Origin of the sequence: Paraburkholderia solitsugae (genome assembly GCF_013177695.1) — a bacterium.
In the GTDB taxonomy this organism is placed as follows: Bacteria; Pseudomonadota; Gammaproteobacteria; order Burkholderiales; family Burkholderiaceae; genus Paraburkholderia; species Paraburkholderia solitsugae.
Map to the genome: position 1 here is coordinate 1 of NZ_WOEY01000112.1, position 26,233 is coordinate 26,233.

The following is a 26,233-nucleotide window of genomic DNA, read 5'->3' on the forward strand; positions in this document are numbered from 1 at the left end:
GTCTGTGTGCGTGCGGTGTTGGCCTTTGCTTGATTTACTTGCCTGCTCGGCGCTTGTTCTCTGTGCGCCTGCGGCGTTGGCCTTTCCTTGATTTGTTATTGGTCTATTAGCGTTGCCCCTGTGCGGGGCGGCACCTACGTCTCTTTGCCACCGGCCGCAAAGAGAAGTAGGCAAGAGAAAGCGGCTCAAACCGCTAATTCTTAAGCGGGTCCCCCGCACAGTCGCGGTAGTGGTACATCTGGAATCTGTGTTCCCGCACATTCGGCGTGAGTGACAAAGGCGTCATTCTTCCGGCGGCGCTGCGCGCGCCGTAGCGGTACTTCTTGTCAACCTCGCCCGTTGTATCGAGCGCGACTCTGTCGCGCTCGATACTCGCGGGGTTACTCGCCTGTGTTTGCGGCGATGAAGTCCTTTACGCGCTGTACGTCGGCCGGCAGCACCTCGAACCGCTGTGGCAGCGACTCCAGTCCCGAAAACGCGGCTGGGCGCTCCGGTTCGCGTAGCAGCGCCTCGCGGATCGTTTCGCCGAACTTGATCGGTTGCGCCGTCTCCAGCACGATCATCGGGATGCCCGCCTGCAAATGCTCGCGTGCCACCTTGAGGCCGTCTGCCGTGTGCGTGTCGATCATCGTGTCGTAACGCTCGAAGACGTCGCGGATCGCGTCCACACGGTCCTCGTGGCTGCTGCGGCCCGACACGAAACCGAATTCCTTCACGCGCGCAAAATCACCGCTCGCCGCCAGGTCGAAACCGCCCTTCTCTTCGACGTCGCGGAATAGCTGCAGTACGCGCGCCGGGTCGCGGCCCAGCAGGTCGAACACGAAACGCTCGAAGTTCGAAGCCTTCGAAATGTCCATGCTCGGGCTGCTGGTGTGATACGTCTCGGCCGCCTTGCGCACGCGGTAGGTGCCCGTGCGGAAGAACTCGTCGAGCACGTCGTTTTCGTTCGTCGCGACCACCAGCTTCTCGATCGGCAAACCCATCATGCGCGCGATGTGGCCCGCACATACGTTGCCGAAATTGCCCGACGGCACCGTGAACGACACGCGCTCGTCGTTCGACTCCGTCGCGGCAAAGTATCCCTTGAAGTAATAGACAACCTGAGCCACCACACGCGCCCAGTTGATCGAGTTGACCGTGCCGATCTTGTACTTCGCCTTGAACGCGTGGTCGTTCGACACCGCCTTCACGATGTCCTGGGCATCGTCGAACACGCCTTCGACCGCGATGTTGAAAATGTTCGGGTCCTGCAGGCTGTACATCTGCGCCGTCTGGAACGCGCTCATCTTCTTGTGCGGCGACAGCATGAACACGCTAATGCCCTTCTTGCCGCGCATCGCATACTCAGCCGCGCTGCCCGTGTCGCCCGAGGTTGCGCCCAGAATGTTCAGCGTCTCGCCGTGCCGCGCCAGCGCGTATTCGAACAGGTTGCCGATCAACTGCATCGCCATGTCCTTGAACGCAAGCGTCGGCCCGTTCGACAGCTCCAGCAGCGACAGCGGCGCGCCGTTCTCGACGCCCAGTGTCTTCAACGGCGTGATCTGCGCGGCGCTTTCGTCGTCGCGCACGTTGCAGTAAGTCTCGGCCGTGTAGGTCTTGCGCGTCAGTGCACGCAGATCTTCGGCGGGAATGTCGTCGCTGAATTTCGACAGAATTTCGAAGGCAAGATCCGCGTACGGCAGCGTGCGCCAACGCGTCAGTTCGTCAGCCGTGACGCGCGGATATTCCGCCGGCAGGTACAGGCCGCCATCTTTAGCAAGACCGCCCAGCAGAATCTCGGAAAACGTATGGCGCTCGCCGACCCCGGCGCCGCGCGTAGAAAGGTAGTTCATAGTTCGGCCTAGTTCAGCGCTTCCATGCGCAGCTTCGTGACTTGCGAGACAACGGTCTTCAGCGCTTCGATCGTCTTGATCGCCGCGTTGACGTTCTTTTCAACCGTTTCGTGCGTAATCAGGATGATGTCGGTTTCGCCCTTACCGTTCGCGTCGACCTGCTCCGATTCCTTCTGCAACAGTGCGTCGATCGAAATGCTCCTATCCGCCAGAATGCGCGTGATATCGGCCAGCACGCCGGTCACGTCGGCCACGCGCAAACGCAGGTAGTAGCCGCTCGTCACCTCGTCGATCGGCAGGATCGGCGTGCTCGACAGGCTGTCCGGCTGGAACGCCAGATGCGGCACGCGATGCTCCGGGTCCGCCGTGTGCAGACGCGTCACGTCGACCAGGTCAGCCACCACGGCGGATGCCGTCGGCTCCGCGCCCGCGCCCTTGCCGTAGTACAGCGTGGCGCCAACCGCGTCGCCGTGCACCACGACCGCGTTCATCGCGCCTTCCACGTTCGCCAGCAGGCGTTTTTCCGGAATCAGCGTGGGATGCACGCGCAATTCGATGCCCTTGTCCGTACGGCGCGAGATGCCGAGCAGCTTGATGCGGTAGCCAAGTTCTTCAGCGTATTTGATGTCGATTGCAGCCAGTTTGCTGATGCCTTCGACGTACGCCTTGTCGAATTGCACCGGCACGCCGAACGCGATCGCGCTCATGATCGTCGCCTTGTGGGCGGCGTCGACGCCTTCGATGTCGAAGGTCGGATCGGCTTCGGCGTAACCCAACTCCTGCGCGGCCTTCAGCGCAGTCGCGAAGTCGAGCCCGCGGTCGCGCATCTCCGACAGGATGTAATTCGTCGTCCCGTTGATGATGCCCGCGATGTACTGGATGCGATTAGCCGTGAGCCCCTCGCGCAGCGCCTTGATGATCGGAATGCCCCCCGCCACCGCCGCCTCGAACGCCACCATCACGCCATTGGCGCGCGCCGCTTCGAAAATCTCCGTGCCGTGCACGGCGAGCAGCGCCTTGTTGGCAGTGACCACATGCTTGCGGTTCTTGATCGCGCGCAGGACGAGGTCGCGTGCCACGCCCGTGCCGCCGATCATTTCCGCGATGATATCGATCGACGGATCGTCGACCACCGCGTTGAAGTCATCGGTCAGCGCCACGGTGCCGGCAACGCTTCCGAGCGCCGCTGTCGCCTTGGCGGGATTGCGCACGGCAATGCGAGCAATCTCGATGCCGCGACCCGCGCGACGTTTGATTTCTTCCTGATTGCGGCGCAGTACCGTGAAGGTGCCGCTGCCTACCGTGCCGAAGCCCAGCAGTCCAACTTTGATCGGTTCCATGCAGCGTGTGTTTTCGAGTAAGTGATTAAAAGGAAACGGGGGCTAACAGCGGCGCGCCGGGCGCGCCGTCCATCTCAAGCCGTGTGGCGTTTGCGGTAGCCGTCGAGGAAGCGCGCGATCCGGTTGATCGAATCCGCGAGGTCGTCCACGTTCGGCAGGAACACGACGCGGAAGTGATCCGGCGTCTTCCAGTTGAAACCGGTGCCTTGAACCAGCAACACACGCTCTTCCAGCAAAAGGTCGAGGATGAACTGCTGGTCGTCCTGGATCGGATAAATCTTCGGATCGAGGCGCGGGAACATGTACAGCGCCGCCTCGGGCTTCACGCAACTCACGCCGGGGATGGCCGTCAGCATGTCATACGCGAGTTCGCGCTGTTTGTACAGGCGCCCGCTCGGCACGATCAGGTCGTTGATGCTTTGATAGCCGCCAAGCGCGGTCTGGATCGCGTACTGGCCGGGCACGTTCGGGCACAGGCGCATCGAGGCCAGAATGCCGAGCCCTTCGAAATAGTCTTTGCCATGGCGACGGTTCTCGCCGGTCAGGCCCGAGATGGACATCCAGCCGGCGCGATAGCCGCACGAACGATAGCTCTTCGAGAGGCTGTTAAATGTGACGGTGAGCACATCTTCGGAGAGCGCGGCCATCGACGTGTGCGTCTTGCCGTCGTAGACGATCTTGTCGTAAACCTCGTCGGCGAAGATCACGAGACCGTGCTGGCGGGCGATCTCGATCAGGCCGAGCAGCAGTTCGTCCGAGTACAGCGCGCCGGTGGGGTTGTTCGGATTGATAACCACGAGCGCGCGCGTATTCGGCGTGATTTTCGCGCGAATGTCGTCCAGATCGGGCATCCAGCTGTTCGATTCGTCGCAGATGTAATGCACCGGCGTGCCGCCCGACAGGCTTACACCGGCGGTCCACAGCGGGTAGTCCGGCGCGGGCAGCAACACTTCGTCGCCGTCGTTCAGGAGGCCCTGCAGCGCCATCACGATCAGCTCGGAGGCCCCATTGCCGATGTAGATGTCGTCCAGTTCGACGCCATGTACGCCCTTTTGCTGCGTGTAATGCATGATCGCCTTGCGCGCGGCGAACACACCCTTCGAATCCGAGTAGCCGGACGAGCCCGGCAGATTCAGAATCATGTCCTGAATGATTTCATCCGGCGCGTCGAAGCCGAACGGCGCGAGATTGCCGATGTTCAGCTTGATGATGCGGTGGCCCTCTTCTTCGAGCCGTTTCGCATGTTCGAGGACAGGCCCGCGGATGTCGTAGCAGACATTCAACAACTTGTTGGATTTGAGAATCGGTTTCACGGCGGGCACTTCATCCTGTTGTTGGGCTTGGGCGAACAAGCGGGAGCGAAAATAAACGGGGCCCCGGGCAAGTCCGCCGATACGGGGAATTATGACGCGGCACAGCCACCAGACACGGATTGGGCTGACTTCCCGGGCCGGTTAGGCGCGCGTCCGGCGGATTGCGCCGGTGCAGCAGCAAAACAGGCCCAAAGCCAGTCCAAATCAGGCCAGGAACAGACCAAAAGAGGCAAAAAACAGTCGAAAAGCGGGCAGAACCAAGGCAGGTAGCCGGTGGGCCGCGCCCGTGCCCTCAGGGCGGCTTATGACAGCACATGAGGCGGCACTTGAGCGAGGGGCGCCGCAAGGCGGCTAAAAAGTTATAATTTAGCGGATTTTGGCCGACTTCCGCAATGCACCAACCGCAATGGCAAGCCTTTTCGGCTGCTTCTGCCCCACTCGCGTGTCTGACTCGCGTCAAACCGCCCTGCTTCGGTTCTGCCCGGTCAGGCCGCCAACACGCATGATGTCTCACGACGACTTCGGAAAACGAATTTGAAATTACATCAGGATTCCAGCGGCGCCCTCAACACCGTCACCGGCTACGGCGCCGACTATGTCGAAATCAATCTGGTGCGCCATTCGGGCAGCATTCTCGTGCTGCCCGAGGCGCCCGTCATCGCCTGGCCGGTCTCCTCTTTCGACGATCTGAGCGCCGAGCACTTCGCCATGCTGGTGGAGTCAGCGCCCGAAGTGGTCGTGTTCGGCAGCGGTGAACGGCTGCGCTTCCCGCATCCGCGCCTGACCGCCGCACTCACCGCCAAACGCATCGGCGTCGAAACGATGGACTTCAAGGCCGCTTGCCGCACCTACAACATCCTGATGGCCGAGGGCCGCAAGGTCGCGGCCGCGTTGCTGATCGAAGCATAGCGGCGCCGCAGGGTAGTCAGCGTGCAGGCGCACACCGCCCATGCGCGGCATCACAGCGTTCGCGTGGCCGTAGCCGGCCGCGCGCCCTGGCCGCGCCACGGCCGATGACGTACACTGCGCGCCGTCGGTGCCGTACCGACAACCGCCATATCCAGATAACACCGCCTCGCTGCCCATGCGGCGTCGCACAAAAAGGTTGAAATCCATGAACGATATGCCGACGAGGCTACCGCTCAATCGCACCACGATCCTGCTGCTGGTGCTGGCCCTCGCCGTGATCTGGTTCGTGCCGCTCGGCTGGCGCCATCTGCTGCCGAGCGACGAAGGCCGCTATGCCGAAATGGCGCGCGAAATGTTCGTCACCGGCGACTGGATCACGCCGCGCTACAACGGCTACAAGTATTTCGAGAAGCCGCCGCTGCAAACCTGGGCGAACGCGCTCACGTTCGCGTGGTTCGGCATCGGTGAATGGCAGGCGCGGCTCTACACCGCGCTGACGGGCTTTGCCGGCGTGCTGCTGATCGGCTTCACCGGCGTGCGCGTGTTCAACGCGGCAACCGGCGTGTTCACGGCGATCGTGCTGGCCACGTCGCCCTACTGGAACCTGATGGGCCACTTCAACACGCTCGACATGGGCCTGTCGTTCTGGATGGAGCTGACGCTGTGCGCGCTGCTGCTGGCGCAGCGCCCCAACCTGCCGACGGCCAACGTGCGGGCATGGATGTGGGTGTGCTGGGGGGCGATGGCGCTGGCGGTGCTGTCCAAGGGCCTCGTCGGCCTGATCCTGCCGGGCGCGGTGCTGGTGCTGTACACCCTGATCGCGCGCGACTGGGCTGTGTGGAAACGTCTGCATCTGATCGGCGGCCTGATCGTGTTCTTCGCGATCGTCACGCCATGGTTCGTGCTGGTGCAACAGCGCAACCCGGAATTCCTGAACTTCTTCTTCATCGTTCAGCAGTTCAAGCGCTATCTGACACCCGAACAGAACCGCCCGGGGCCCTTCTACTACTTTGTGCCGGTGCTACTGGTCGGCTTCCTGCCGTGGTTGTCGGTCACCGTGCAAAGTGTTCGCCATGCATGGCGCCTGCCGCGCCAGCCGAACGGCTTCGCGCCGGTCACGCTGATGCTCGTGTGGACCGCGTTCATCTTCCTGTTCTTCAGCGCGTCTCACTCGAAGCTCCTGTCCTACACGCTGCCGATCGCCCCGCCAATCGCGCTCCTGATCGGCATGTACCTGCCGCTCGTCACACGTGACCAATTGCGCCGCCATCTGGCCGGCTACGCGCTGTTTCTCGTCGTGGCCGCGTTTGCCGCGCTGTTCATGTCGCGCTTCGGCGACGCGCGCAACCCGACCGAGCTGTATGTCGAATACCGCGTCTGGGTGCTGGCGGCACTCGGCGTCGCCTTCGTGCTCACGCTGGCGGCGCTGTGGCTGAACCGCCGCAGCCGCTCCGGCACCTTCGGCGCCGTCGCGAGCTTCGGCGCGGCGTGGTTGCTGCTCGGCACGATCGCCGGCACGGGTCATGACGTATTCGGCCGCCTGAGTTCCGGCGCGCCGCTCGCGCCCGCGATCAAGGCCGAGATCGCCAAACTGCCGGCCGATACGCCGTTCTACTCGGTCGGCGTGCTCGACCACACGCTGCCGTTCTACGTCGACCACACGATGATCATGGTCGAACATCCTGATGAGCTGGCGTTCGGCGTGTCCGTCGAACCGCAGAAATGGGTGCCCTCGGTCGACGAGTGGATCGAGCGCTGGAAGGCCGAGCGCTACGCGCTCGCGCTGATCCCGCCGTCGACTTACGACAGACTGCTCAAAGAGGGGCTGCCGATGCAGGTGATCGCGCGCGACTCGCGCCGGGTGGTGGTGATGAAGCCCGTGTCGGTGCCCGCGCCCGCATCCGACGCAGCAACACTGGGCGCACCGGCGCAGAACGCACCTGCGCCAGTGGAAAAACCACAACAATGACCCCATCTCAGGAACTGACCGTTCGATGAACCCGATTTCCCTCTTTTGTATCCTCGCCGGCGTCACGTTGAACGCCGGCGCGCAGTTGCTGCTCAAAGCCGGAACGAATGCCGTTGGACACTTCGAATTCACCCGTGCGAACATCCTGCCCATCGCCTTTCGCCTCGCGACACAGCCGCCGATCATCGGCGGGCTGGCCTGCTACGTGATCAGCGTGGGCGTTTGGGTGGTCGGACTCTCGCGGGTGGACGTGTCGATTGCCTATCCGATGTTGTCGCTCGGATACGTCGTCAACGCGTTTGCGGCGTGGTATCTATTCGGCGAAGTGATGTCAGTACAGAAGCTGGTAGGGATCGGCGTCATCCTGATCGGCGTTGTCGTCCTGGCGCGCAGCTAGGCGCCATGCCTCCGGCCGCGCTGTGCCGGGCACGATTTATTACCGTTTATTGCCGGCGCTGCTGCGAGCCCTGCGAAAATGCCGGCGGCAGACGATGCGGTAAGCCGGGCACAGTCGCCGGGCTAAGTAAAACGTAAGGTTGGCCGCGGTAGGCTTGGCGGTTGCGCCCTTTTTTAGTCGTGGCCTTGGGTTTGCGCGTAGTTTGTGATCTACTTCGCGCCCTTCGGGTGCGCCCCTTTCAATCGAGCGAAGCATTCATGAGCCAGTCAACAGTCCCGTTTTTGCCGTTTGTCAAACCTGAGATCGATGAAGAAACGATCCAGGGCGTCGCTGACGTGCTCCGCTCCGGCTGGATCACCACCGGCCCGCAGAACCAGAAGTTCGAAGCGGCGCTGTCTGAATTCTGCGGCGGCCGCCCGGTGCGCACCTTCAATTCCGGCACCGCGACGCTCGAAATCGGGCTGCGGATCGCCGGCGTCGGCGAAGGCGACGAAGTCATCACCACGCCCGCGTCGTGGGTCGCGACCAGCAACGTGATCTACGAAGTCGGCGCGACGCCGGTGTTCGTCGACATCGATCCGGTTACCCGCAATATCGACCTCGATCTGCTGGAAAAAGCCATCACGCCGCGCACCAAGGCGCTCATCCCCGTCTATCTGTCGGGCCTGCCAGTCGATATGGACCGGCTGTATGAAATCGCCCGCGCGCACAAACTGCGCGTGATCGAAGACGCCGCGCAGGCATTCGGTTCGACGTGGAAAGGCGAGCGGATCGGCAAGCTCGGCGACATCGTCTCGTTCAGCTTCCACGCGAACAAGAATCTGACTTCGATCGAAGGCGGCGCACTGGTGCTGAACAACGAGGACGAAGCCATCCTCGCGCAGAAGTACCGTCTGCAAGGCATCACCCGCACGGGCTTCGACGGCATGGACTGCGATCTGCTCGGCGGCAAGTACAACCTGACGGACGTTGCCGCGCGCGTCGGCCTTGGCCAGATGCCGCATCTCGAACGCTTCATTGCGCAGCGCAAGAAACTGGCGCGCGCGTACTTCGCGGGCTTCGAAGGCGGCGCGGCGGCCAAACTGGGCGTCGGCCTGCCGCTGGCGGATTTTGAAAACAGCAACTGGCACATGTTCCTGATCACGCTGCCGCTCGACAAGCTGTCGATCGACCGCGCCGGCTTCATGGGTGCGCTAAAAGAACGTGGCATCGGCTCGGGCGTGCACTATCCTGCGATTCATCTGTTTTCGCTGTACCGTGCGCGCGGCTTCAAGGAAGGCATGTTCCCGCACGCGGAGCGCTACGGCGCCAGCACGGTCACGCTGCCGCTGTTCACGCTGATGAACGAAGGCGACGTGGAACGGGTCTGCCGAGCGGTCAATGAAATTTGCGAACAATACGGAAAATAAGCGGAAATGATTTATTCGGAACATCGCGCCGTCGCACCGGAAGTGTCGATCATCATCCCGGTGTACAACGAGGAAGCCGGGCTGGCCGCGCTGTTCGCGCGCCTCTACCCTGCGCTCGACGCGCTCGGCACCGGCTATGAAGTGATCTTCATCAACGACGGCAGCCGCGACAAATCCCCCGCGCTGCTCGCCGATCAGTTCCGCGCGCGGCCCGACACGACTCGCGTGATCCTGCTGAACGGCAACTACGGCCAGCACATGGCGATTCTGGCGGGCTTCGAGCAATCACGCGGCGAGATCGTCATCACGCTCGACGCCGACCTGCAGAACCCGCCGGAAGAAATCGGCAAGCTGGTCAACAAGATGCGTGAAGGTTACGACTACGTCGGCACGATCCGTCTGCAACGCCAGGACAGCCTGTGGCGCCGTAAGGCATCGCGCGCGATGAACCGTCTGCGCGAGCGCATCACGCGCATCAAGATGACCGACCAGGGCTGCATGCTGCGCGCGTACAGCCGGCACATCATCGACACGATCAACCGCTGCGGTGAGATCAACACGTTCATCCCGGCGCTCGCGTACACCTTCGCGCAGAATCCGGTCGAGATCGAAGTCGCTCACGAAGAGCGCTTTGCCGGCGAATCGAAGTACTCGCTGTATTCGCTGATCCGTTTGAATTTCGACCTGGTCACCGGCTTCTCGGTGGTGCCGCTGCAATGGCTGTCGTTCATCGGTGTGATCCTGTCGCTCGGGTCCGCCGCACTGTTCGTGCTGCTGCTGATTCGCCGCTTCATCATCGGCGCGGAAGTGCAAGGTGTGTTCACGCTGTTCGCTATCACCTTCTTCCTGCTCGGCGTGATCATCTTCGCGTTGGGCCTGCTCGGTGAATACATCGGCCGGATTTATCAGCAGGTGCGCGCGCGTCCGCGTTATCTGGTGCAGACAATTCTCGAGCAGCGCGACGGCACCACCGTGACCGAAGCGCCGCGTCAGGCGGTGGTGCAGGCCGTGCAGGCCGCGCCGCTGGTCGATCAGGGGCCGAATCCATGAAACCACGCGCCGTCGTATTCGCGTATCACAACGTCGGCGTGCGCTGCCTGCAGGTGCTGCTCGCGCGTGGCGTGGACGTAGCACTGGTCGTCACGCACGAAGACAGCCCGACCGAGAACATCTGGTTCGGCAGCGTCGCCGCCGTCGCGGCCGAGCACGGTATCAAGGTCGTCACGCCGGCCGATCCGAAGAGCCCGGAACTGCGCGCCGCGGTCAGCGCCGCACGACCCGACTTCATCTTCTCGTTCTATTACCGCCACATGTTGCCGGTCGACCTGCTGGCGCTCGCCGCACGGGGCGCTTACAACATGCACGGCTCGCTCCTGCCGAAATACCGTGGCCGCGTGCCGACCAACTGGGCAGTGATCCACGGTGAAACCGAAACCGGCGCGACGCTGCACGAAATGGCCGCCAAGCCCGACGCGGGCGCGATCATCGCGCAAACGCCGGTGCCGATCCTGCCCGACGACACCGCCGCGCAAGTGTTCGACAAGGTCACGGTGGCCGCCGAGCAAACCCTATGGCGCGTTCTGCCGGCTCTGCTCGCGGGCGAAGCGCCGCATCTGCCGAACGATCTGTCGCACGGCAGCTATTACGGCGGGCGCAAGCCTGAAGACGGCCGGATCGACTGGACGCAACCCGCGCAGCAGGTCTACAACCTGATCCGCGCGGTCGCGCCGCCCTATCCCGGCGCGTTTACCGATATCGAAGGGCAGCGTTTCATCGTCGCCCGCGCGCGTCTGGCTGTGCCCGGCGCACTTCGCCCGGATTTGCCGCCGGGACTGCACGTAAGCGATAATGCCGTTTTCGCGATATGCGGCGACGGCCGCTCGATCGCCATCCACGAATTGCGGCACCAGCATGACGGCAACGAAACCGTTGTCGCCCCCGCCGAATTCGCCCAGCTCATCCAAACTCCCCGTCATTCATGAAAACCGAAGGTTTCGCCAAAAAAGTCCTGATTCTGGGTGTGAACGGCTTCATCGGCCATCACCTGTCCAAACGCATTCTCGAAAATACCGATTGGGAAGTCTTCGGGATGGACATGCAGACCGAACGTCTGGGTGACCTGATCAATCATGAGCGGATGCACTTCTTCGAAGGCGACATCACGATCAACAAGGAGTGGGTCGAGTATCACATCAAGAAGTGCGATGTGATCCTGCCGCTGGTCGCGATCGCCACGCCCGCCACGTACGTGAAGCAGCCGCTGCGCGTGTTCGAACTCGACTTCGAAGCGAACCTGCCGATCGTGCGTTCGGCCGTCAAGTACGGCAAGCACCTCGTGTTCCCGTCGACCTCCGAGGTCTACGGCATGTGCACGGACGAGCAGTTCGATCCGGAAGAATCGCAACTGTCGTACGGTCCGATCAACAAGCCGCGCTGGATCTACGCATGCTCCAAGCAGTTGATGGACCGCGTGATCTGGGGTTACGGCATGGAAGGCCTGAACTTCACGCTGTTCCGTCCGTTCAACTGGATCGGCCCGGGCCTCGACTCGATCTACACGCCGAAGGAAGGCAGCTCGCGCGTGGTCACGCAGTTCCTCGGCCACATCGTGCGCGGCGAGAACATCAGCCTGGTGGACGGCGGCGCGCAAAAGCGCGCGTTCACGGATATCGACGACGGCATCGGCGCGCTGATGAAGATCATCGAGAACAAGGATGGTGTTGCCACGGGCAAGATCTACAACATCGGCAACCCGACTAACAACTTCTCGGTGCGCGAGCTCGCGCACAAGATGCTGACGCTGGCCGCCGAATTCCCGGAATACGCCGAGCTCGCGAAGAAGGTTCAGCTGGTCGAAACGTCGTCGGGCGCGTACTACGGTGCGGGCTATCAGGACGTACAGAACCGCGTGCCGAAGATCGACAACACGATGCAGGAACTCGGCTGGGCGCCGAAGTCGACTTTCGACGAAGCGCTGCGCAAGATTTTCGAAGCGTATCGTGGTCACGTCGCCGAAGCGCGCGCCCTCGTCGAACAACAATAAGGCCTGATCCTTGGCTCGTATCGTCCTGAAGATCGACGTCGACACGCTGCGCGGCACCCGCGAAGGCGTGCCGAATCTCGCGCGCATCTTCGACCGCTTCAAGGCGCGCGCCACTTTCCTCTTCAGCCTCGGGCCCGACCACACCGGTTGGGCGATGCGCCGCGTATTGCGGCCGGGCTTTCTGAAGAAGGTGTCGCGCACGTCGGTGGTCGAACATTACGGCATCAAGCAATTGATGTACGGCGTGCTGCTGCCCGGACCGGACATCGGCGTGAAGACCGCCGCGGAAATGCGCGCGATTCATGAGGCCGGTTTCGAATGCGGCATCCACACGTGGGACCACGTCTATTGGCAGGACAACGTGCGTTCGCAAGACCGCGAGTGGACCGAGAAGCAGATGCAGAAGAGCTTCAACCGCTTCGTCGCGATCTTCGGCACCCCACCCGTCACGCACGGCGCTGCCGGCTGGCAGATGAACGGTCATGCGTTCGAGCAGATCGACGCGTGGGGCATGCGGTACGCGTCCGACGGCCGCGGCCACTCGCCGTATCTGCCGGTGGTCGGCGGCAGGCAGTTGTCGCACGTGCAGATGCCCACCACGCTGCCCACGCTCGACGAAGTGCTCGGCGTGGACGGTGTCGATGAGCACAACGTCGCCGCATGGATGCTGAAGCACACCGAAAACAATCCGCACGATCAGGTGTTCACGCTGCACGCGGAACTCGAAGGACAAAAGCTCGCGCCGTTTTTCGAACAGCTGCTGGAGGGCTGGCGCGCGCAGGGTCACACCTTCGCGACCATGGGTGATTACTACGCCACGCTAGACCGCAGCACGCTGCCATCGTACCCTGTTACGTGGGGCGAAATTCCAGGCCGCTCCGGCGAGTTGATTGTCCAACCCTGACTGGCCAATCCATAGCCGGACCTGACGGCCCGGCCACCGCGCGAACGTACACGGCGCGCCAGCCGACCTCCCCAAAAGCCTCGATGCCAGGCCGACGCCGCAGCAACACCCTGCGCCGGCCATAACAACCGGAGAACCTCGTGCCAATCGCAGTCGACCAACCCCTCCCCGACTTTACCGCTCCCTCTACCGGTGGCGATATCACGCTGTCCAAGCTGCGGGGCAAGAAGGTGGTGCTGTATTTCTATCCGAAGGACAACACGCCGGGCTGCACGACCGAGGGTCTGCAATTCCGCGATCTGTATCCGAAGTTCAAGAAGGCCGGCGCGGAAATTCTCGGCGTGTCGCGCGACAGCCTGCGCTCCCATGACAATTTCAAGGCAAAGCTCGAATTGCCGTTTCCATTGATCTCGGACCCCGAAGAAGCCTTGTGTACGCTCTTCGGCGTCATGAAATTGAAGAAAATGTATGGCAAAGAAGTACGTGGGATCGAACGCTCCACGTTCCTGATCGACGCCGAAGGTGTGCTGCGCCAGGAGTGGCGCGGCGTGAAAGTGCCAGGGCACGTCGATGACATTCTGGAGGCTGTACAAGCGCTTTGAGGCGCGTTATATTGGGTTCCAATGAGTGCCTGTCCACCCCACACTTTTCGCAGCTGCGCCAGACTTGACGGCCGTTTTGTCGGTTCCGTCGAAGTCATGAGGCGCAACGCGATAGCCGAAGGCGAGCCGCTTGTCCCGTACGCCGGGGCGGCGGCTTTTTCAATTGCGCGCAGCCGTTCGTTCACTCGGCTACGCGCTTCCGTTAAGGAGCCGATCGAAAACCAGGCGAACCGGCATCTCTAGACCGAATGCGCGCCTCCGGGCGCAAACTGCGTGCGCACCCACTGGCACCGGCAGAATGCGACAGGCGGCGCACGAAATGTGCCCGATTAATTCGAGGGAAACCATGCCTTTGCCTACCCCCCCCAGCAAGCTCGGCAATCTCCTGCCGCCTGACGAATACAAGGCCAAAGCCGCCACGCCGGCGAGCTCCGCCGCGAAGAAACAGGCAGTCGGAGGGGAATCAGCAGAGCCGGCCGATTACGGCCGCGCGAACGTCGCCACACCGATGGCGCACGCCGCCAATGCCGCGACCACGTTGCGGCCCGTGCCGGCATCGTCGGCCTCCCCTGCTGCGTCCGCATCCGCCGAGCAGGCTGCACCGGCGCGCGACGCAGGGGCGCGCGGTCGCAAAACAAAGCAGACCGCCGCATTGCTGCAACCGGTTCCCGCTGCCCGTCCGCAAGCCGAGCCGGCCGCTTTTGCCACACCCGCTGCCAAATCGCAGCCGGTCGTCGCACGCGCGCCAAGCGCGAAAGACCCGGCCGCCAGCGAGCCCGCAGCCGTCGCACCCAGCACGCGCGGCACCAGCAAGAAGCGCGGCACGTCCGCTGGCCCGCTCGAAGTCCAGAAGCTCTTCGTGCTGGACACGAACGTGCTGATGCACGATCCAAGCTGCCTGTTCCGTTTCGAGGAACACGACGTCTATCTGCCGATGATGACGTTGGAAGAACTCGACAACCACAAGAAGGGCATGTCCGAAGTTGCGCGTAACGCTCGCCAGGTGAGCCGCACGCTGGACGCGTTGGTGGCGAACGCCGGCAACATGTCCGACGGCATTTCGCTGGCGCGTCTCGGCAGCCGCGAGGCGTCCGGGCGCCTGTACTTCCAGACCAAGCTTACTGCCATCGAGCCGGTCGAAGGGCTGCCGGAAGGTAAAGCCGACAACCAGATTCTCGGCGTGGTACGCGCGTTGCAGCGCGACCGGATGGATCGCCAGGTCGTGCTGGTGTCGAAAGACATCAACATGCGCATCAAGGCGCATGCGCTCGGCCTGCCTGCGGAAGATTACTTCAACGACCAGGTGCTCGAAGACAGCGATCTGCTGTACACGGGCATCCGAGCGCTGCCGCAGGATTTCTGGACCAAGCACGCGAAAGGCATGGAGAGCTGGCAGGACACCAAAACCGGCACCACGTATTACCGTGTGACGGGTCCGCTGTGCGCCTCGATGCTGGTCAACGAGTTCGTCTACCTGGAGCCACAGAACGGCGAACCGGCGTTTCATGCGCTGGTGCGCGAGCTGAACGGCAAGACGGCGTTGCTGCAAACCTTGCGCGACTACGGCCACCACAAGAACAACGTGTGGGGCATCACGGCGCGCAATCGCGAGCAGAACTTCGCACTGAACCTGCTGATGAATCCGGAGATCGACTTCGTTACGCTGCTGGGTCAGGCCGGTACCGGCAAGACGCTGGTCGCGCTCGCGGCCGGCCTCGCGCAAGTGCTCGACGACAAGCGCTACAACGAGATCATCGTGACGCGCGCAACGGTGCCGGTCGGTGAAGACATCGGCTTTCTGCCGGGTACGGAAGAGGAAAAAATGCAGCCGTGGATGGGTGCATTCGACGACAACCTCGAAGTCCTCCAGAAAACCGACGACGCCGCCGGCGAATGGGGCCGCGCCGCGACTCAGGAATTGATCCGCTCGCGCCTGAAGGTCAAGAGCATGAACTTCATGCGCGGCCGTACGTTCGTGGACAAGTATCTGATCATCGACGAGGCGCAAAACCTGACGCCGAAGCAGATGAAGACGCTGGTCACGCGTGCCGGTCCCGGCACTAAGATCATTTGTCTCGGCAATATCGCGCAAATCGATACGCCTTACCTGACCGAAGGCAGCTCGGGTCTGACCTACGTGGTCGACCGCTTCAAGGGCTGGGCGCACAGCGGGCATGTGACGCTGGCGCGCGGCGAGCGCTCGCGTCTGGCGGATTACGCATCGGAAATTCTTTAAGTTTCAACGCTTTAGTTTTTGCCGCGAAGCCGCGTCCGGATCACTCCGGACGCGGCTTTTTCATTGGCCGCACGTTCCGTTCCGGCCACACTTAGCGCACAAACTTCATGTAATTTGTCAAGAATTCTTGCCTGAGCCATGTTCGACGGGCTACCATCCCGACATCGTCCGCCATTAAACGAGCGTTTATCGCTCCCTTCGTCTTCATGCGCCGACTCGCCTTTTCGCTGCTGACCGTTTTGCTGCTCGCCGCTTGCGCCGGCGCGCCGCAACAGACGTCGCGCGGGCCGGGTTCATCGGTCGTGGTCACGAACGACGCTTATCATGCACCGCCGCCAGGCTTCCCGAATTTCGTCGACCACAGCATCGGCCGCGAGGAAATCTCAATCCAGGCGATGAGTCTGGTCGGCATTCCATACCGCTGGGGTGGCAATACGCCAGATAGCGGCTTCGATTGCAGCGGATTGGTTCGCTACGTGGTGTCGCGCGCCGCTTCCGTGAATCTGCCGCGGACGACCGCGGATATGAGCGGCCGCGGCGAATCGATCGAACCAGATGAAATTGCGCCGGGCGATCTGATTTTCTTCAACACCACCGGGCGCGCGCATTCGCACGTCGGCATTTATGTGGGTAAGCTGCGCTTCGTCAACGCGCCGTCGACGGGTGGCACCGTGCGGCTCGACTACCTGACCAATCCGTATTGGGCCAAGCGCTTCGACGGTATTCGCCGAGTGGCAGCACCGGCTGCGACACCGGCACCGTTCGATACGCCGAGCTATCAGGCTGCGGCACCTCAACCCGAGCGTGTCGCGCCGGTGGCTCAGGCTACCCCGGCTTATGCGGGTGCCGCAGTGGCGGCGCAAGCTTCGGGCTATTCGGCGAATTCTGCGGCGACGCGGCCTTCGAGCTATGCGGCAGCCTCCGTTGCGCCGCAAGCGTCGGCCTATGCGGGAGTCCCTGTTGCGCCGGAAGCGTCGGGCTATACCGCGAACCCTGTCACGCCACAGCAAACGGCGCGTGTCGCGGCGACCACTCGTCCTCCGCTGACTGCAACCGGCCAACCTGTCGTAGCCGCGGCTGCGGCACCGCAAGCTGATCCGTTCGAACCCCCGCCGCCTGGTATTAGCGCCGCGCAGATGCAAGCGCGCGCGGCAGGCGCGGTGTCTCCGGGATCTGTGCCGGCCGCTCAGGCGAGTACGTATGACGCTGTTGCCGACTCAGCGAATCAGCAGACGGCGGCTGCGCGTGCTGAACCGCCAACAGTTACCGCGCGCGCGCCTGATCCGATCGACGCCGCTGCCGATGCGTTCGAGCCACCTCCACCCGCTTCCGTCGCCGTGCGCCAGGCCCAACAAGCTCGTCAAGCGGGCGTGCAGATCATGCGCGCCTCGACAGCGTCACGTGGCATTCCTGCCCCGACGCAAACCACCGACGACCCAATCGCGCGCTTCGCCAACGGCAGTTTCTAACGGCTCAGGCCGCGCCTCGTGACTCATCGCTCGTCACTCATGGCGATGGCCGTGCCGCTCGAATTTTGTCTCCCGATAGCGCCCACACTCCACACCTCGAGCCTGTCCATCCCCGCTGCGCTGCCGATCTGCTATCGTCATCGATATTCTTCTGACAGCGGGTGGTGACGATGGACCTCGGGCTGAAAGACAAGGTGGTGTTAATCACGGGCGGCAGCAAAGGGATCGGGTTCGCCTGCGCCCGAGCGTTCGCCCTGGAGGGGGCGAAAGTGGCAATCGTTTCGCGCGACCCCGCTAATCTCGCGCGCGCTTACGAACAGTTGAAACAAGAGGGTCTGCACGTGCATCGGACCCGCGCCGACCTGCACGAACCGCACAGTGCTGCGGACATCGTCGAGGAAGTCAGCACCGCCGTCGGCCCCATCGACGTGTTGATCAACAGCGCCGGCGCAGCCCGCCGCTATGACCCGGAAACGCTGGACGCCGACGCGTTCCGCGCAACCATGGAAGCCAAGTATTTCCCCTACATTTACCCGCAGCAGGAAGTACTGCGGCGCATGGCCGAACGCGTCAAGGCCGGGGACGGCGCCGCACCCGGCACGATCGTCAACATCATCGGGATGGGCGGCAAGATCGCGAGCGACATCCATATCGCCGGTGGCGCCGCGAATGCCGCGCTGATGCTCGCCACGGTCGGCCTCGCTCACTACTACGCGCGCTACGGCATCCGCATCAATGCGATCAATCCGGGCTCGACACTGACCGAGCGCGTCGAGGAAGCGGTCAAACTGGAGGCGTCGCAGCAAGGCATCGAAAGCGCGGACGCGTTGGCGCGCGGGCAGGCTAAAGTACCGCTCGGACGCTATGCAAAACCGGAGGAAATCGCTGACGTTGCGCTGTTTCTGGCGAGCCACCGCGCGAGCTATGTGACGGGCGCGATCGTCCCGATGGATGGAGGCAGCACGCCGCTGATCTGAGCAGCGCGCTTTATTTGCAGCTTTAGGGCTGTGACGGCAGGCGCTTTTCGCTCCGGGCTCCGGGGGCAGAGCATTGAAACCTGAAAACGCGCGGACGGCCTTTGCCGTCCGCACTGCATTTACAGAAGGCGGTGGCCCAGCCACCAGGCAGCCGCGGAGAGCGCTGCGGAGGCCGGAATCGTCAGAATCCACGCCCAGACGATGTTGCCCGCTACCCCCCAACGCACCGCGCTTAACTTCTGCGTCGCGCCGACACCGACGATCGCGCCGGTAATCGTATGCGTGGTGGACACCGGAATGCCGAGCCAGGACGCCGTGAACAGCGTGATCGCACCGCCCGTCTCCGCGCAGAAGCCGCCGACCGGCTTCAGCTTGGTGATCTTCTGACCCATTGTGCGGACGATCCGCCAGCCGCCGAACAACGTGCCGATACCCATCGACAGATAGCAGCCGCCGATCACCCACAGCGGCGGTGCATCCGCGATCGACGAGGCGTAGCCGGTCGCGATCAGCAGCATCCAGATGATACCAATGGTTTTCTGCGCGTCGTTACCGCCGTGGCCGAGGCTATACAAGCCTGCGGAGACCAGTTGCAGGCGCCGGAACCGCCGGTCGACCTTGCTTGGTGGCGTGCGGAAATAGATCCACGACACCGCCAGCATGAAGAATGAGCCGAGTACAAAACCGAGCAGCGGCGAGATGAAAATGAAGGCAACCGTCTTCATCAATCCGTCGATATTGAGCGAACCCCAGCCCGACTTGGCGAGCGCCGCGCCCACCAGCCCACCGATCAGCGCATGCGACGAGCTGGACGGAATACCGTAATGCCACGTGATGATGTTCCAGCCGATCGCCCCGACCAACGCCCCAAAAATGACATAGTGGTCGACGATATGCGGATCGATCGTGCCTTTGCCGACCGTCTGCGCCACTTTCAGGTGGAACACGAAATACGCGATAACGTTGAACGCCGCCGCGAAGGCCACGGCCTGCTGCGGCTTCAGCACGCCGGTTGACACGACCGTGGCGATCGAATTCGCCGCATCGTGGAAGCCATTCATGAAGTCGAAAATCAGCGCGACGACGACCAGGCCGGCAACGACCCAGATAGCGAGTTGTATCGATTGCATTATGCGTTTTCCAGCACGATGCCTTCGATAATGTTCGCCACGTCCTCACACTTGTCCGTGATAGTTTCGAGCAGTTCGTAGATTGCCTTCAGCTTGATCAGCGTCTTGACGTTGTCTTCTTCGCGGAAGAGTTTCGACATGGCCGAGCGCAGCACACGGTCGGCTTCCGATTCCAGACGGTCGATGTCCTCGCACGCCTTCAGGATCTGGCTCGCCTGCTTCATGTCCGACAGCAGGCCGACGGCGAACTGCACGCGCTCCGAGGTGACCGTGCAGATGTGCGCCAACTGGCTCGCCTCGGAGGTCACCGCCTGCACGTCGTACAGCGAAATAGCGGTGGCGACGTCCTCCATCAAATCGAGGATGTCGTCCATCGTGGTGATCAGCTTGTGGATCTCGTCGCGGTCGAGCGGCGTGATGAAGGTCTTGTGCAGCAGGTCGATGGCTTCGTGCGTAAGCTTGTCAGCGGCCTTTTCGGCCTTCTGCACGTTTTGCTTGTGGGTCTCGGCGTCCTGCAGATTATCGATCAGCAGCTCGAGTTCGCGACTTGCCGAAACGATGCACGTTGCGTGCGCATTGAAAATTTCAAAGAACTTGCCCTCGGTGGGCATGAAACGACCGAACATTGGGATCCCGGAAATTGGTCACATTATGGCTGACATAAAACCGCCACATTGTACCGTTCCAGGATCGATGCCGCACTTTTGAAAGCGTCGTTACAACAGGTCCGCCAGTTATTCCGGCAGCGACCGCTTTACTCGCTGTAGAAATTCTGCGCGCCGGCAAAATTGTCGAACTTCGTGAATTGCCCATGGAACGTGAGTCGAACAGGGCCGATCGGACCATTCCGCTGCTTACCGATGATAATCTCCGCCGTGCCCTTGTCCGGGCTGTCCGGGTTGTATACCTCATCGCGGTAAATGAACAGAATGACGTCCGCATCCTGTTCGATAGCGCCGGATTCGCGCAAGTCGGACATGATCGGCCGCTTGTTCGGGCGCTGTTCGAGACCCCGGTTGAGCTGCGACAACGCGATCACGGGTACGTCGAGTTCTTTGGCGAGACTCTTCAGCGAACGCGAGATTTCCGAGATTTCGGTTGCACGGTTTTCACCCGACGACGAACCGCTCATCAGCTGCAAATAGTCAATGATGATCAGGCCGAGCTTGCCGCACTGGCGCGACAGCCGACGCGCGCGCGAACGCAGTTCCATCGGGTTCAGGCCGCCGGTTTCGTCGATGAAAATCTGCGCCTCGCTCATTTTCTGCACCGCGTGCGTGAGCTTCGGCCAATCCTCGTCGGTCAGGCGCCCGGTCCGCATGCGGTGCTGGTCGAGCCGGCCGACCGAGCCCAGCATACGCATCGTGAGCTGCGAGCCCGGCATTTCCATGGAGAACACGGCGACCGGCAGGCCATACTCGACCGCCACGTATTCGCCGACGTTCATCGAAAACGCCGTTTTACCCATCGACGGGCGACCCGCCACGATGATCAGCTCGCCGCCGTGCATACCGGAAGTCATTCGGTCCAGGTCGACAAAACCGGTCGGCGTGCCGGTCACGTCGCTCGGATTGGCGGTGTGATACAGCGTGTCGATTCGCTCGACCACCTCGGTCAGGAGCGGCCCGATTTCCAGGAAGCCCTGCGTGCCGCGCGCGCCGTCTTCGGCGATCGAAAACACCTTCGATTCGGCCTCGTCCAGCAACTGGCGGACTTCCTTACCCTGCGGGTTGAAAGCGTCAGCAGAAATTTCGTCGGCCACCGACACAAGGCGGCGCAGCACCGCGCGATCGCGCACGATTTCCGCGTAACGGCGAATATTGGCCGCGCTCGGCGTGTTCTGCGCCAGCGCGTTCAGATACGCCAGACCGCCGACCTCTTCTGCCTTGCCCGAGGTGCCGAGCGCCTCGTACACGGTAATCACGTCGGCCGGACGCGTCGCCGCGATCAGCTTGCCGATGTGCTCGAAAATGATGCGGTGGTCGTATCGGTAAAAATCGCTCTGCGACAGAAAGTCGGCGATGCGGTCCCATGCCGCGTTGTCGAGCAGCAGGCCGCCCAGCACCGACTGCTCGGCTTCGATCGAATGCGGCGGGACTTTCAGCGACTCGATTTGGGGATCTTTGGACGGTGCGTTCATGGAGAGGAATTATCGGGTAAATCGAGCGCGCGCGGGCGGGGGAAAAACTAAAAAACGGGCACAAAAAAAGGCAGGGGCCGGTCACCCGGCCCCTGCCTTTTGCCAGCAACAACCTGGCAGATGCTACGAGATGCTTAGACGTGTTCGCCGATCACAGCCACGTTCACATCGACGAGCACGTCGGTGTGCAGCGAGATCTGAACAGCGTGGTCGCCAACCAGCTTCAGCGGGCCTTCCGGCAGACGCACTTGCGCCTTTTCCACTGCGAAGCCTTGCTTAACCAATGCGTCAGCGATGTCGGCGTTCGTCACCGAGCCGAACAGACGGCCGTCGACGCCAGCCTTCTGATTGATCTGAACCGTCGAGCCTGCCAGCTTTTCGCCTTGAGCTTGAGCGATAGCCAGCTTTTCAGCGGCGATCTTTTCCAGTTCAGCACGGCGAACTTCGAATTCAGCCAGGGCTTCCTTCGTTGCACGGCGAGCTTGCTTGTTCGGAATCAGGAAGTTACGTGCGTAACCGTCCTTGACCTTCACGATATCGCCCAGGTTGCCCAGATTGACGACTTTTTCCAGAAGAATAATTTGCATTCGGATACTCCTTATCGCGTCGTCGGGTTAGGCCTTGTGCTGGTCGGTGTACGGCACCAGCGCGAGGAAACGTGCGCGCTTGATTGCCGTATCCAGCTGGCGTTGATAGTGCGACTTCGTACCCGTGAGACGCGCCGGCGTGATCTTGCCGTTTTCGCCGATGAAGTCCTTCAGCGTTTCGAGGTCCTTGTAGTCGATGTGATCGACGTTAGCGGCCGTGAAACGGCAGAACTTCTTGCGCTTGAAGAGCGGATTTTGTTGTTGACGACGCTTGTCGAATTTCTTACCAGTCGGGCGGGGCATGTTCAGTCCTTTCCAATGTCCTGCAATTCTGTGATGTGAAATACCAGAGTTCTTGCGTTGCGGTGCTTTTTCGCCAGAAAGCCTGTGAAGAGCGTTTCTACGCCCATCTGACAGCCTTCCAGCTTACCGCTCGCCTCACCTGCGGCTACCGCCTGCATGGTCAATTCGACTTGCCGGGCAATGCCGGCTTCGACGACTTCCGTGCGGTGGTGCAACGTGCAGCCTGCAATCGGAACGCCGGCGGGGGTATACCGCACCGGTTCGCGTTCGACGACGCTGGCCGTAAGTTGCAGCCGATTCATGTAACCTTTGGCTAAAGCGACGCTTGTTCTGGCAGCTTAAATAGTGTGTCTTAAGCCTGCGCTTCGGACGGTTGCGTAGCAGCCGACTTCTTGGCTTCTTCGCGCTGCACTTCCTTCATCATCGGCGACGGGCCGGTTTCGGCCTTCTTCATCTTGACGATCAGGTGACGCAGAACAGCGTCGTTGAACTTGAATGCGTGTTCCAGCTCGTCGAGCGTGGCTTGGTCGCATTCGATGTTCATGCAGACGTAGTGAGCCTTCGCGAGTTTCTCGATCATGTAGGCCAGTTGGCGACGGCCCCAGTCTTCGATACGGTGGATCTGGCCACCGTGCGAGGTGATCGTGCTCTTGTAACGCTCGATCATGGCGGGCACTTGCTCGCTCTGATCGGGGTGCACAATAAAGACGATTTCATAATGACGCATACACACTCCTTGTGGACTTGTGGATTAGAGCCACCCGGGCGTCTGAACCGGTGTGGCAAGTGAGAAGCCAAAGAGTGTAACCCGATTAGGGCCGGGTTGCAAGATATCCCGTTAATCTAGCACGTGAATCAGGTGTGTTTTCAAGGGTTTAGGTCGAAGCGGAAAAACGGGGACAAACGGCCGCCACGCGTGCGCGCCCGGGAAAATCACCCCCGGAGCGCGCACACGAAGCCCGCTCAGCCCCCCTCGGTCTGCTCGCTGCCGCCCGCCAGACGGGCTTTCAGCGCCTTTTCGAGCCCGCTGAGCGCGTCCGGCGCGGCGTCGGTGACCGCCCACCAGGTCATCCCCTGCGCGTTCCAGTGCGCAAGCGAGTAACCCTCGCGGGTCTGCGCCATCGAAAGCCCGGCGGCGGCTTCCGGTCCAGCATCGGCAGAGCGCGCTTCCGGAAACACGTAGACGTCAATGATGTGCTTCTGATAGCGGTACACCAGCACCGCCACCCGCTGATGCGCGATGTAATCCAGCCGGCCGCCTTCCAGCGGAAAACCGTTCGCCGCGAGGTCCTCGACCGGCGGCGAATAGTCGATCCGGCCGTTGAACCACGGCTTGACCGTGTGCCGATCAGTCGAAATGACGTCGATGTCGTGGCCGGACATTTGCGCTCGCACATGGCTTTCGACCAGTTCATCGGAGAACCCGCCGCCTTGCGCCGGACGATGCTGGTTCATTGTCACGCCCACCGCCACCGCACCGAGCGCGACCACCAGCGCGACGAGCCAGCCCTGCCCGATCGCTGCGCCTGAACCTGCGCCTGAGCCTACACCGCCCGGCCGCCCCATCGCGCCTTGCGGACCCAGCCAGCCATTCAGCCAGTTACCCAGCCAGCTTCGCTTCGGCCTCGGCTGTGCGGCGGCCCGTGGGGCTTCGATGGGCTCGTGGGCGACGGTGTCGCCCACCGGGAGGGCAGCTAGAATCCGCGCCCGCAGGGCATCCGGCGCCCGGTAATAAGGCTGTGCGCGCAGCGAGGCGCTCAACGTACGCAGATTTTCGCTTTCGCGCCGGCAGGCGTCGCAGCTCTCAATGTGCTGCTGGACGCGCTGCGCATCCGGCGCGGGCAATTCGTGGTCGGCGTTCGCATCGAGGAGCGGCCGCGCTTCGTTACAGTCCATCTGGCGTCTCCTGAGTTAAGCCGGTAGCACTCGCGCCGGGGTTGTTGGATGGACGGCCGTTGGAGGCCGCCCGGAGTGGTGTGACGGAAGCCGTGGGGGCCGCACAGGCACCCGGCGCCGTGGCTCGCGGCGGACTGCCACCGCCCGGAAGCCCGGACGCCTGCTTCGCCATCAGCAGCGCTGCCAGCTTGCGCCGGCCCCGCGCGAGCCGCGACATCACCGTGCCGATCGGCACATCGGCCACCATGGCGATCTCCCGGTAACCCATCTCTTCGAGCTCCCGCAGGATCAGCACCTCGCGATACTCGACCGGCAATTGCGCCAGCGCCTCGTGCACGAGCTTCGTGTCTTCATCGCGGATCAGGAGCGTCTGCGGATCGGCGCCGCCCGCGCTCCAGCCTTCGAAAGTCGCGTCGTCCATGGTGTCGTCGAACTCGACCACCTCGTGCGACGACGCGCGCCGCCGCCATTCCGTGTACCAGGTGCGGCGCACGATCGCCAGCAGCCACGGCCGCGCGGAGTCGCCGCGGAACGTGTCGAAGAAACGAAACGCGCGCATGAATGCTTCCTGCACGACGTCGTCGGCATCGTTGGCGTTGCCGCACAGCCAGCGCGCAAGGTTGTACGCGGCGTCGAGATGCGGGAGCGCCAGTTCCTGAAAACGGCGGTTCCTCGCTGCATCGGCGTCGTCGTGCGCGCGGGCGGCATTTGAATCGGGTTGACCCACCTCGGCCCTCCGGGGCATTACGGCTAAGCTGTTGACTCGTCATCCAACATGACCGGTCGCATGCCAAGTTTATTCCCGCCATCGCGTGAAATCCGCGAAAAATTACCTTACCCCCATACTCAATAAGCCGGGCGATTCCAGTAATCCTCGCTGGCATACACCTCTTTCAGATAATCGATGAAGTAGCGCACCTTGGCCGGCACATAACGTTGCTGCGGATAGACCGCCAGAATGTCGTAGTCGGGCAGCGCGAATTCATCCAGCACGGTTTCCAGCTCGCCGCGCGCCAGTTGCTGCTGGATCTCCCACGTGGAGCGCCAGCCGAGCCCGAGCCCTTCGGATACCCAACGGTGCAGCAGCTCGCCGTCGTTGCAGTCGAGCGTGCCGCCCACCCGCACCGTCGCCAGCTTGCCGTTGCGGCGGAAGTACCAGCCGCGGTTCTGCCCACCTTGCAGGTTGAACGCCAGGCAGTTGTGCTGCGGCAGATCTTCGAGCGTTTTCGGCTTGCCGTATTTGCGGAAATAGTCCGGTGTGCCGCAGACCACGCGCCGGTTCGACGCCAGTTTCACCGCGACGAAATTCGGATCGACCGCGCCGCCGATCCGGATCGACAGGTCATAACCCTCGCGCACCAGATCCACGACCCGGTCGGTCAGGTTGAACGACACCTGCAATTCCGGCTTGTCGGCGAGAAAGGCCGGTGCAAGCGGTGCGACGTGCTTGCGCCCGAACGCGGCCGGCGCCGACACGATCAGATGGCCGTTCACCGCCCGCCGTCCGGCGCTCAGTTCGTTTTCCGCCTGGTCCCATTCGGTCAGCAGGCCGCGGCAGCGCTCGAGAAACGCGGCACCGTCTTCGCTGACCACGAGGCGTCGCGTCGAGCGGTACATCAGCTTCACGCCGAGGCGTTTTTCCAGCGCGTCGATGCGGCGCCCGAGAATCACTGGCGACACGCCCTCCTCCAGCGCGGCCGCCGCGAGACTGCCCGCGTCGGCGACGCGCACGAAAGTTTCGATCTGTTTGAAGCGGTCCATTTTTGTCTCCGGTCCC

25 protein-coding genes are annotated in these 26,233 nt (G+C 62.4%); 12 read left to right on the top strand and 13 right to left on the bottom strand.

What is annotated here, in order from left to right; all coding sequences use genetic code 11:
• Window positions 1-380: 380 nt before the first annotated feature.
• The 3 genes from thrC to GNZ12_RS28155 form a co-directional block, all read right to left on the bottom strand.
• A complete protein-coding gene (thrC, locus tag GNZ12_RS28145) occupies window positions 381-1,832 on the bottom strand; it encodes a threonine synthase (RefSeq protein WP_172315457.1) in 1,452 nt (483 codons plus the stop codon).
• 8 nt (window positions 1,833-1,840) lie between these two features.
• Window positions 1,841-3,172 (bottom strand): homoserine dehydrogenase, encoded by a 1,332-nt coding sequence (locus GNZ12_RS28150; RefSeq protein WP_172315458.1) that lies wholly within the window; start codon window positions 3,170-3,172, stop codon window positions 1,841-1,843.
• A gap of 74 nt (window positions 3,173-3,246) precedes the next feature.
• Window positions 3,247-4,494: a pyridoxal phosphate-dependent aminotransferase gene (locus tag GNZ12_RS28155; protein WP_328806081.1), complete on the bottom strand. Its 1,248-nt coding sequence runs from the start codon at window positions 4,492-4,494 to the stop codon at window positions 3,247-3,249.
• Window positions 4,495-5,019: 525 nt separating this feature from the next.
• Here GNZ12_RS28155 and GNZ12_RS28160 point away from each other — a divergent pair.
• The 12 genes from GNZ12_RS28160 (at window position 5,020) to GNZ12_RS28215 (ending at window position 18,400) form a co-directional block, all read left to right on the top strand.
• A complete protein-coding gene (locus GNZ12_RS28160; protein WP_172315460.1) occupies window positions 5,020-5,394 on the top strand; it encodes an Mth938-like domain-containing protein in 375 nt (124 codons plus the stop codon).
• Window positions 5,395-5,599: 205 nt separating this feature from the next.
• Window positions 5,600-7,363 carry an ArnT family glycosyltransferase gene (locus tag GNZ12_RS28165; RefSeq protein WP_172315461.1) on the top strand — a complete coding sequence of 588 codons (1,764 nt, stop codon included), beginning with the start codon at window positions 5,600-5,602 and terminating at the stop codon, window positions 7,361-7,363.
• A 25-nt stretch (window positions 7,364-7,388) separates the two neighbouring features.
• Window positions 7,389-7,760 carry a DMT family transporter gene (locus tag GNZ12_RS28170; protein WP_120291601.1) on the top strand — a complete coding sequence of 124 codons (372 nt, stop codon included), beginning with the start codon at window positions 7,389-7,391 and terminating at the stop codon, window positions 7,758-7,760.
• Window positions 7,761-8,017: 257 nt separating this feature from the next.
• On the top strand, window positions 8,018-9,169 hold the full coding sequence (locus GNZ12_RS28175; protein ID WP_172315462.1) for a DegT/DnrJ/EryC1/StrS family aminotransferase: 1,152 nt from the start codon (window positions 8,018-8,020) through the stop codon (window positions 9,167-9,169).
• A 6-nt stretch (window positions 9,170-9,175) separates the two neighbouring features.
• Window positions 9,176-10,219 carry a glycosyltransferase gene (locus tag GNZ12_RS28180; RefSeq protein ID WP_172315463.1) on the top strand — a complete coding sequence of 348 codons (1,044 nt, stop codon included), beginning with the start codon at window positions 9,176-9,178 and terminating at the stop codon, window positions 10,217-10,219.
• Entirely contained in the window at window positions 10,216-11,151 is a 936-nt protein-coding gene (locus GNZ12_RS28185; protein WP_172315464.1) for a formyltransferase, read from the top strand. The genes GNZ12_RS28180 and GNZ12_RS28185 overlap by 4 nt, the downstream gene beginning before the upstream one ends.
• Complete coding sequence (locus GNZ12_RS28190) at window positions 11,148-12,212, top strand: bifunctional UDP-4-keto-pentose/UDP-xylose synthase (RefSeq protein ID WP_172315465.1); 1,065 nt, start codon at window positions 11,148-11,150, stop codon at window positions 12,210-12,212. Before GNZ12_RS28185 ends, GNZ12_RS28190 begins: the two co-directional genes overlap by 4 nt.
• A gap of 10 nt (window positions 12,213-12,222) precedes the next feature.
• Entirely contained in the window at window positions 12,223-13,116 is an 894-nt protein-coding gene (locus GNZ12_RS28195; protein ID WP_172315466.1) for a polysaccharide deacetylase family protein, read from the top strand.
• 140 nt (window positions 13,117-13,256) lie between these two features.
• Window positions 13,257-13,718, top strand: coding sequence for a peroxiredoxin (locus tag GNZ12_RS28200; RefSeq protein WP_172315467.1), 462 nt, complete (start codon window positions 13,257-13,259; stop codon window positions 13,716-13,718).
• 346 nt (window positions 13,719-14,064) lie between these two features.
• Window positions 14,065-15,954 carry a PhoH family protein gene (locus GNZ12_RS28205; protein ID WP_172315468.1) on the top strand — a complete coding sequence of 630 codons (1,890 nt, stop codon included), beginning with the start codon at window positions 14,065-14,067 and terminating at the stop codon, window positions 15,952-15,954.
• A 206-nt stretch (window positions 15,955-16,160) separates the two neighbouring features.
• Window positions 16,161-17,423 carry an NlpC/P60 family protein gene (locus GNZ12_RS28210; protein WP_172315469.1) on the top strand — a complete coding sequence of 421 codons (1,263 nt, stop codon included), beginning with the start codon at window positions 16,161-16,163 and terminating at the stop codon, window positions 17,421-17,423.
• A 170-nt stretch (window positions 17,424-17,593) separates the two neighbouring features.
• Window positions 17,594-18,400, top strand: coding sequence for an SDR family oxidoreductase (locus tag GNZ12_RS28215; protein ID WP_172315491.1), 807 nt, complete (start codon window positions 17,594-17,596; stop codon window positions 18,398-18,400).
• A 119-nt stretch (window positions 18,401-18,519) separates the two neighbouring features.
• On the opposite strand, the gene GNZ12_RS28220 is transcribed toward GNZ12_RS28215, so the two are convergent.
• From GNZ12_RS28220 to GNZ12_RS28265, 10 genes are all read right to left on the bottom strand, one after another.
• Complete coding sequence (locus GNZ12_RS28220; protein ID WP_172315470.1) at window positions 18,520-19,530, bottom strand: inorganic phosphate transporter; 1,011 nt, start codon at window positions 19,528-19,530, stop codon at window positions 18,520-18,522.
• A complete protein-coding gene (locus GNZ12_RS28225; RefSeq protein WP_172315471.1) occupies window positions 19,530-20,156 on the bottom strand; it encodes a DUF47 domain-containing protein in 627 nt (208 codons plus the stop codon). Before GNZ12_RS28225 ends, GNZ12_RS28220 begins: the two co-directional genes overlap by 1 nt.
• A gap of 128 nt (window positions 20,157-20,284) precedes the next feature.
• Complete coding sequence (locus GNZ12_RS28230; RefSeq protein WP_063495982.1) at window positions 20,285-21,670, bottom strand: replicative DNA helicase; 1,386 nt, start codon at window positions 21,668-21,670, stop codon at window positions 20,285-20,287.
• Window positions 21,671-21,804: 134 nt separating this feature from the next.
• Entirely contained in the window at window positions 21,805-22,257 is a 453-nt protein-coding gene (gene rplI / locus GNZ12_RS28235) for a 50S ribosomal protein L9 (RefSeq protein WP_063495981.1), read from the bottom strand.
• Window positions 22,258-22,284: 27 nt separating this feature from the next.
• Window positions 22,285-22,560: a 30S ribosomal protein S18 gene (gene rpsR / locus GNZ12_RS28240; protein WP_012432802.1), complete on the bottom strand. Its 276-nt coding sequence runs from the start codon at window positions 22,558-22,560 to the stop codon at window positions 22,285-22,287.
• 2 nt (window positions 22,561-22,562) lie between these two features.
• Window positions 22,563-22,862 (bottom strand): primosomal replication protein N, encoded by a 300-nt coding sequence (priB, locus tag GNZ12_RS28245; RefSeq protein ID WP_028196682.1) that lies wholly within the window; start codon window positions 22,860-22,862, stop codon window positions 22,563-22,565.
• 50 nt (window positions 22,863-22,912) lie between these two features.
• Window positions 22,913-23,287 (bottom strand): 30S ribosomal protein S6, encoded by a 375-nt coding sequence (rpsF, locus tag GNZ12_RS28250; protein ID WP_097392318.1) that lies wholly within the window; start codon window positions 23,285-23,287, stop codon window positions 22,913-22,915.
• Window positions 23,288-23,523: 236 nt separating this feature from the next.
• On the bottom strand, window positions 23,524-24,456 hold the full coding sequence (locus tag GNZ12_RS28255) for an anti-sigma factor family protein (protein ID WP_172315472.1): 933 nt from the start codon (window positions 24,454-24,456) through the stop codon (window positions 23,524-23,526).
• Window positions 24,446-25,201: an RNA polymerase sigma factor gene (locus GNZ12_RS28260; protein WP_172315473.1), complete on the bottom strand. Its 756-nt coding sequence runs from the start codon at window positions 25,199-25,201 to the stop codon at window positions 24,446-24,448. The genes GNZ12_RS28255 and GNZ12_RS28260 overlap by 11 nt, the downstream gene beginning before the upstream one ends.
• Before the next feature lie 101 nt (window positions 25,202-25,302).
• Entirely contained in the window at window positions 25,303-26,217 is a 915-nt protein-coding gene (locus GNZ12_RS28265) for a LysR family transcriptional regulator (protein WP_172315474.1), read from the bottom strand.
• Window positions 26,218-26,233 lie beyond the last annotated feature (16 nt).

Bases quoted from the DNA above. Each gene is read 5' to 3' on its own strand.
- thrC (WP_172315457.1), bottom strand. From the start codon at position 1,832: ATGAACTACCTTTCTACGCGCGGCGCCGGGGTCGGCGAGCGCCATACG.
- GNZ12_RS28150 (WP_172315458.1), bottom strand. From the start codon at position 3,172: ATGGAACCGATCAAAGTTGGACTGCTGGGCTTCGGCACGGTAGGCAGC.
- GNZ12_RS28165 (WP_172315461.1), top strand. From the start codon at position 5,600: ATGAACGATATGCCGACGAGGCTACCGCTCAATCGCACCACGATCCTG.
- GNZ12_RS28170 (WP_120291601.1), top strand. From the start codon at position 7,389: ATGAACCCGATTTCCCTCTTTTGTATCCTCGCCGGCGTCACGTTGAAC.
- GNZ12_RS28175 (WP_172315462.1), top strand. From the start codon at position 8,018: ATGAGCCAGTCAACAGTCCCGTTTTTGCCGTTTGTCAAACCTGAGATC.
- GNZ12_RS28180 (WP_172315463.1), top strand. From the start codon at position 9,176: ATGATTTATTCGGAACATCGCGCCGTCGCACCGGAAGTGTCGATCATC.
- GNZ12_RS28185 (WP_172315464.1), top strand. From the start codon at position 10,216: ATGAAACCACGCGCCGTCGTATTCGCGTATCACAACGTCGGCGTGCGC.
- GNZ12_RS28190 (WP_172315465.1), top strand. From the start codon at position 11,148: ATGAAAACCGAAGGTTTCGCCAAAAAAGTCCTGATTCTGGGTGTGAAC.
- GNZ12_RS28205 (WP_172315468.1), top strand. From the start codon at position 14,065: ATGCCTTTGCCTACCCCCCCCAGCAAGCTCGGCAATCTCCTGCCGCCT.
- GNZ12_RS28210 (WP_172315469.1), top strand. From the start codon at position 16,161: ATGCGCCGACTCGCCTTTTCGCTGCTGACCGTTTTGCTGCTCGCCGCT.
- GNZ12_RS28215 (WP_172315491.1), top strand. From the start codon at position 17,594: ATGGACCTCGGGCTGAAAGACAAGGTGGTGTTAATCACGGGCGGCAGC.
- GNZ12_RS28220 (WP_172315470.1), bottom strand. From the start codon at position 19,530: ATGCAATCGATACAACTCGCTATCTGGGTCGTTGCCGGCCTGGTCGTC.
- GNZ12_RS28225 (WP_172315471.1), bottom strand. From the start codon at position 20,156: ATGTTCGGTCGTTTCATGCCCACCGAGGGCAAGTTCTTTGAAATTTTC.
- GNZ12_RS28230 (WP_063495982.1), bottom strand. From the start codon at position 21,670: ATGAACGCACCGTCCAAAGATCCCCAAATCGAGTCGCTGAAAGTCCCG.
- rplI (WP_063495981.1), bottom strand. From the start codon at position 22,257: ATGCAAATTATTCTTCTGGAAAAAGTCGTCAATCTGGGCAACCTGGGC.
- rpsR (WP_012432802.1), bottom strand. From the start codon at position 22,560: ATGCCCCGCCCGACTGGTAAGAAATTCGACAAGCGTCGTCAACAACAA.
- priB (WP_028196682.1), bottom strand. From the start codon at position 22,862: ATGAATCGGCTGCAACTTACGGCCAGCGTCGTCGAACGCGAACCGGTG.
- rpsF (WP_097392318.1), bottom strand. From the start codon at position 23,287: ATGCGTCATTATGAAATCGTCTTTATTGTGCACCCCGATCAGAGCGAG.
- GNZ12_RS28255 (WP_172315472.1), bottom strand. From the start codon at position 24,456: ATGGACTGTAACGAAGCGCGGCCGCTCCTCGATGCGAACGCCGACCAC.
- GNZ12_RS28260 (WP_172315473.1), bottom strand. From the start codon at position 25,201: ATGCCCCGGAGGGCCGAGGTGGGTCAACCCGATTCAAATGCCGCCCGC.
- GNZ12_RS28265 (WP_172315474.1), bottom strand. From the start codon at position 26,217: ATGGACCGCTTCAAACAGATCGAAACTTTCGTGCGCGTCGCCGACGCG.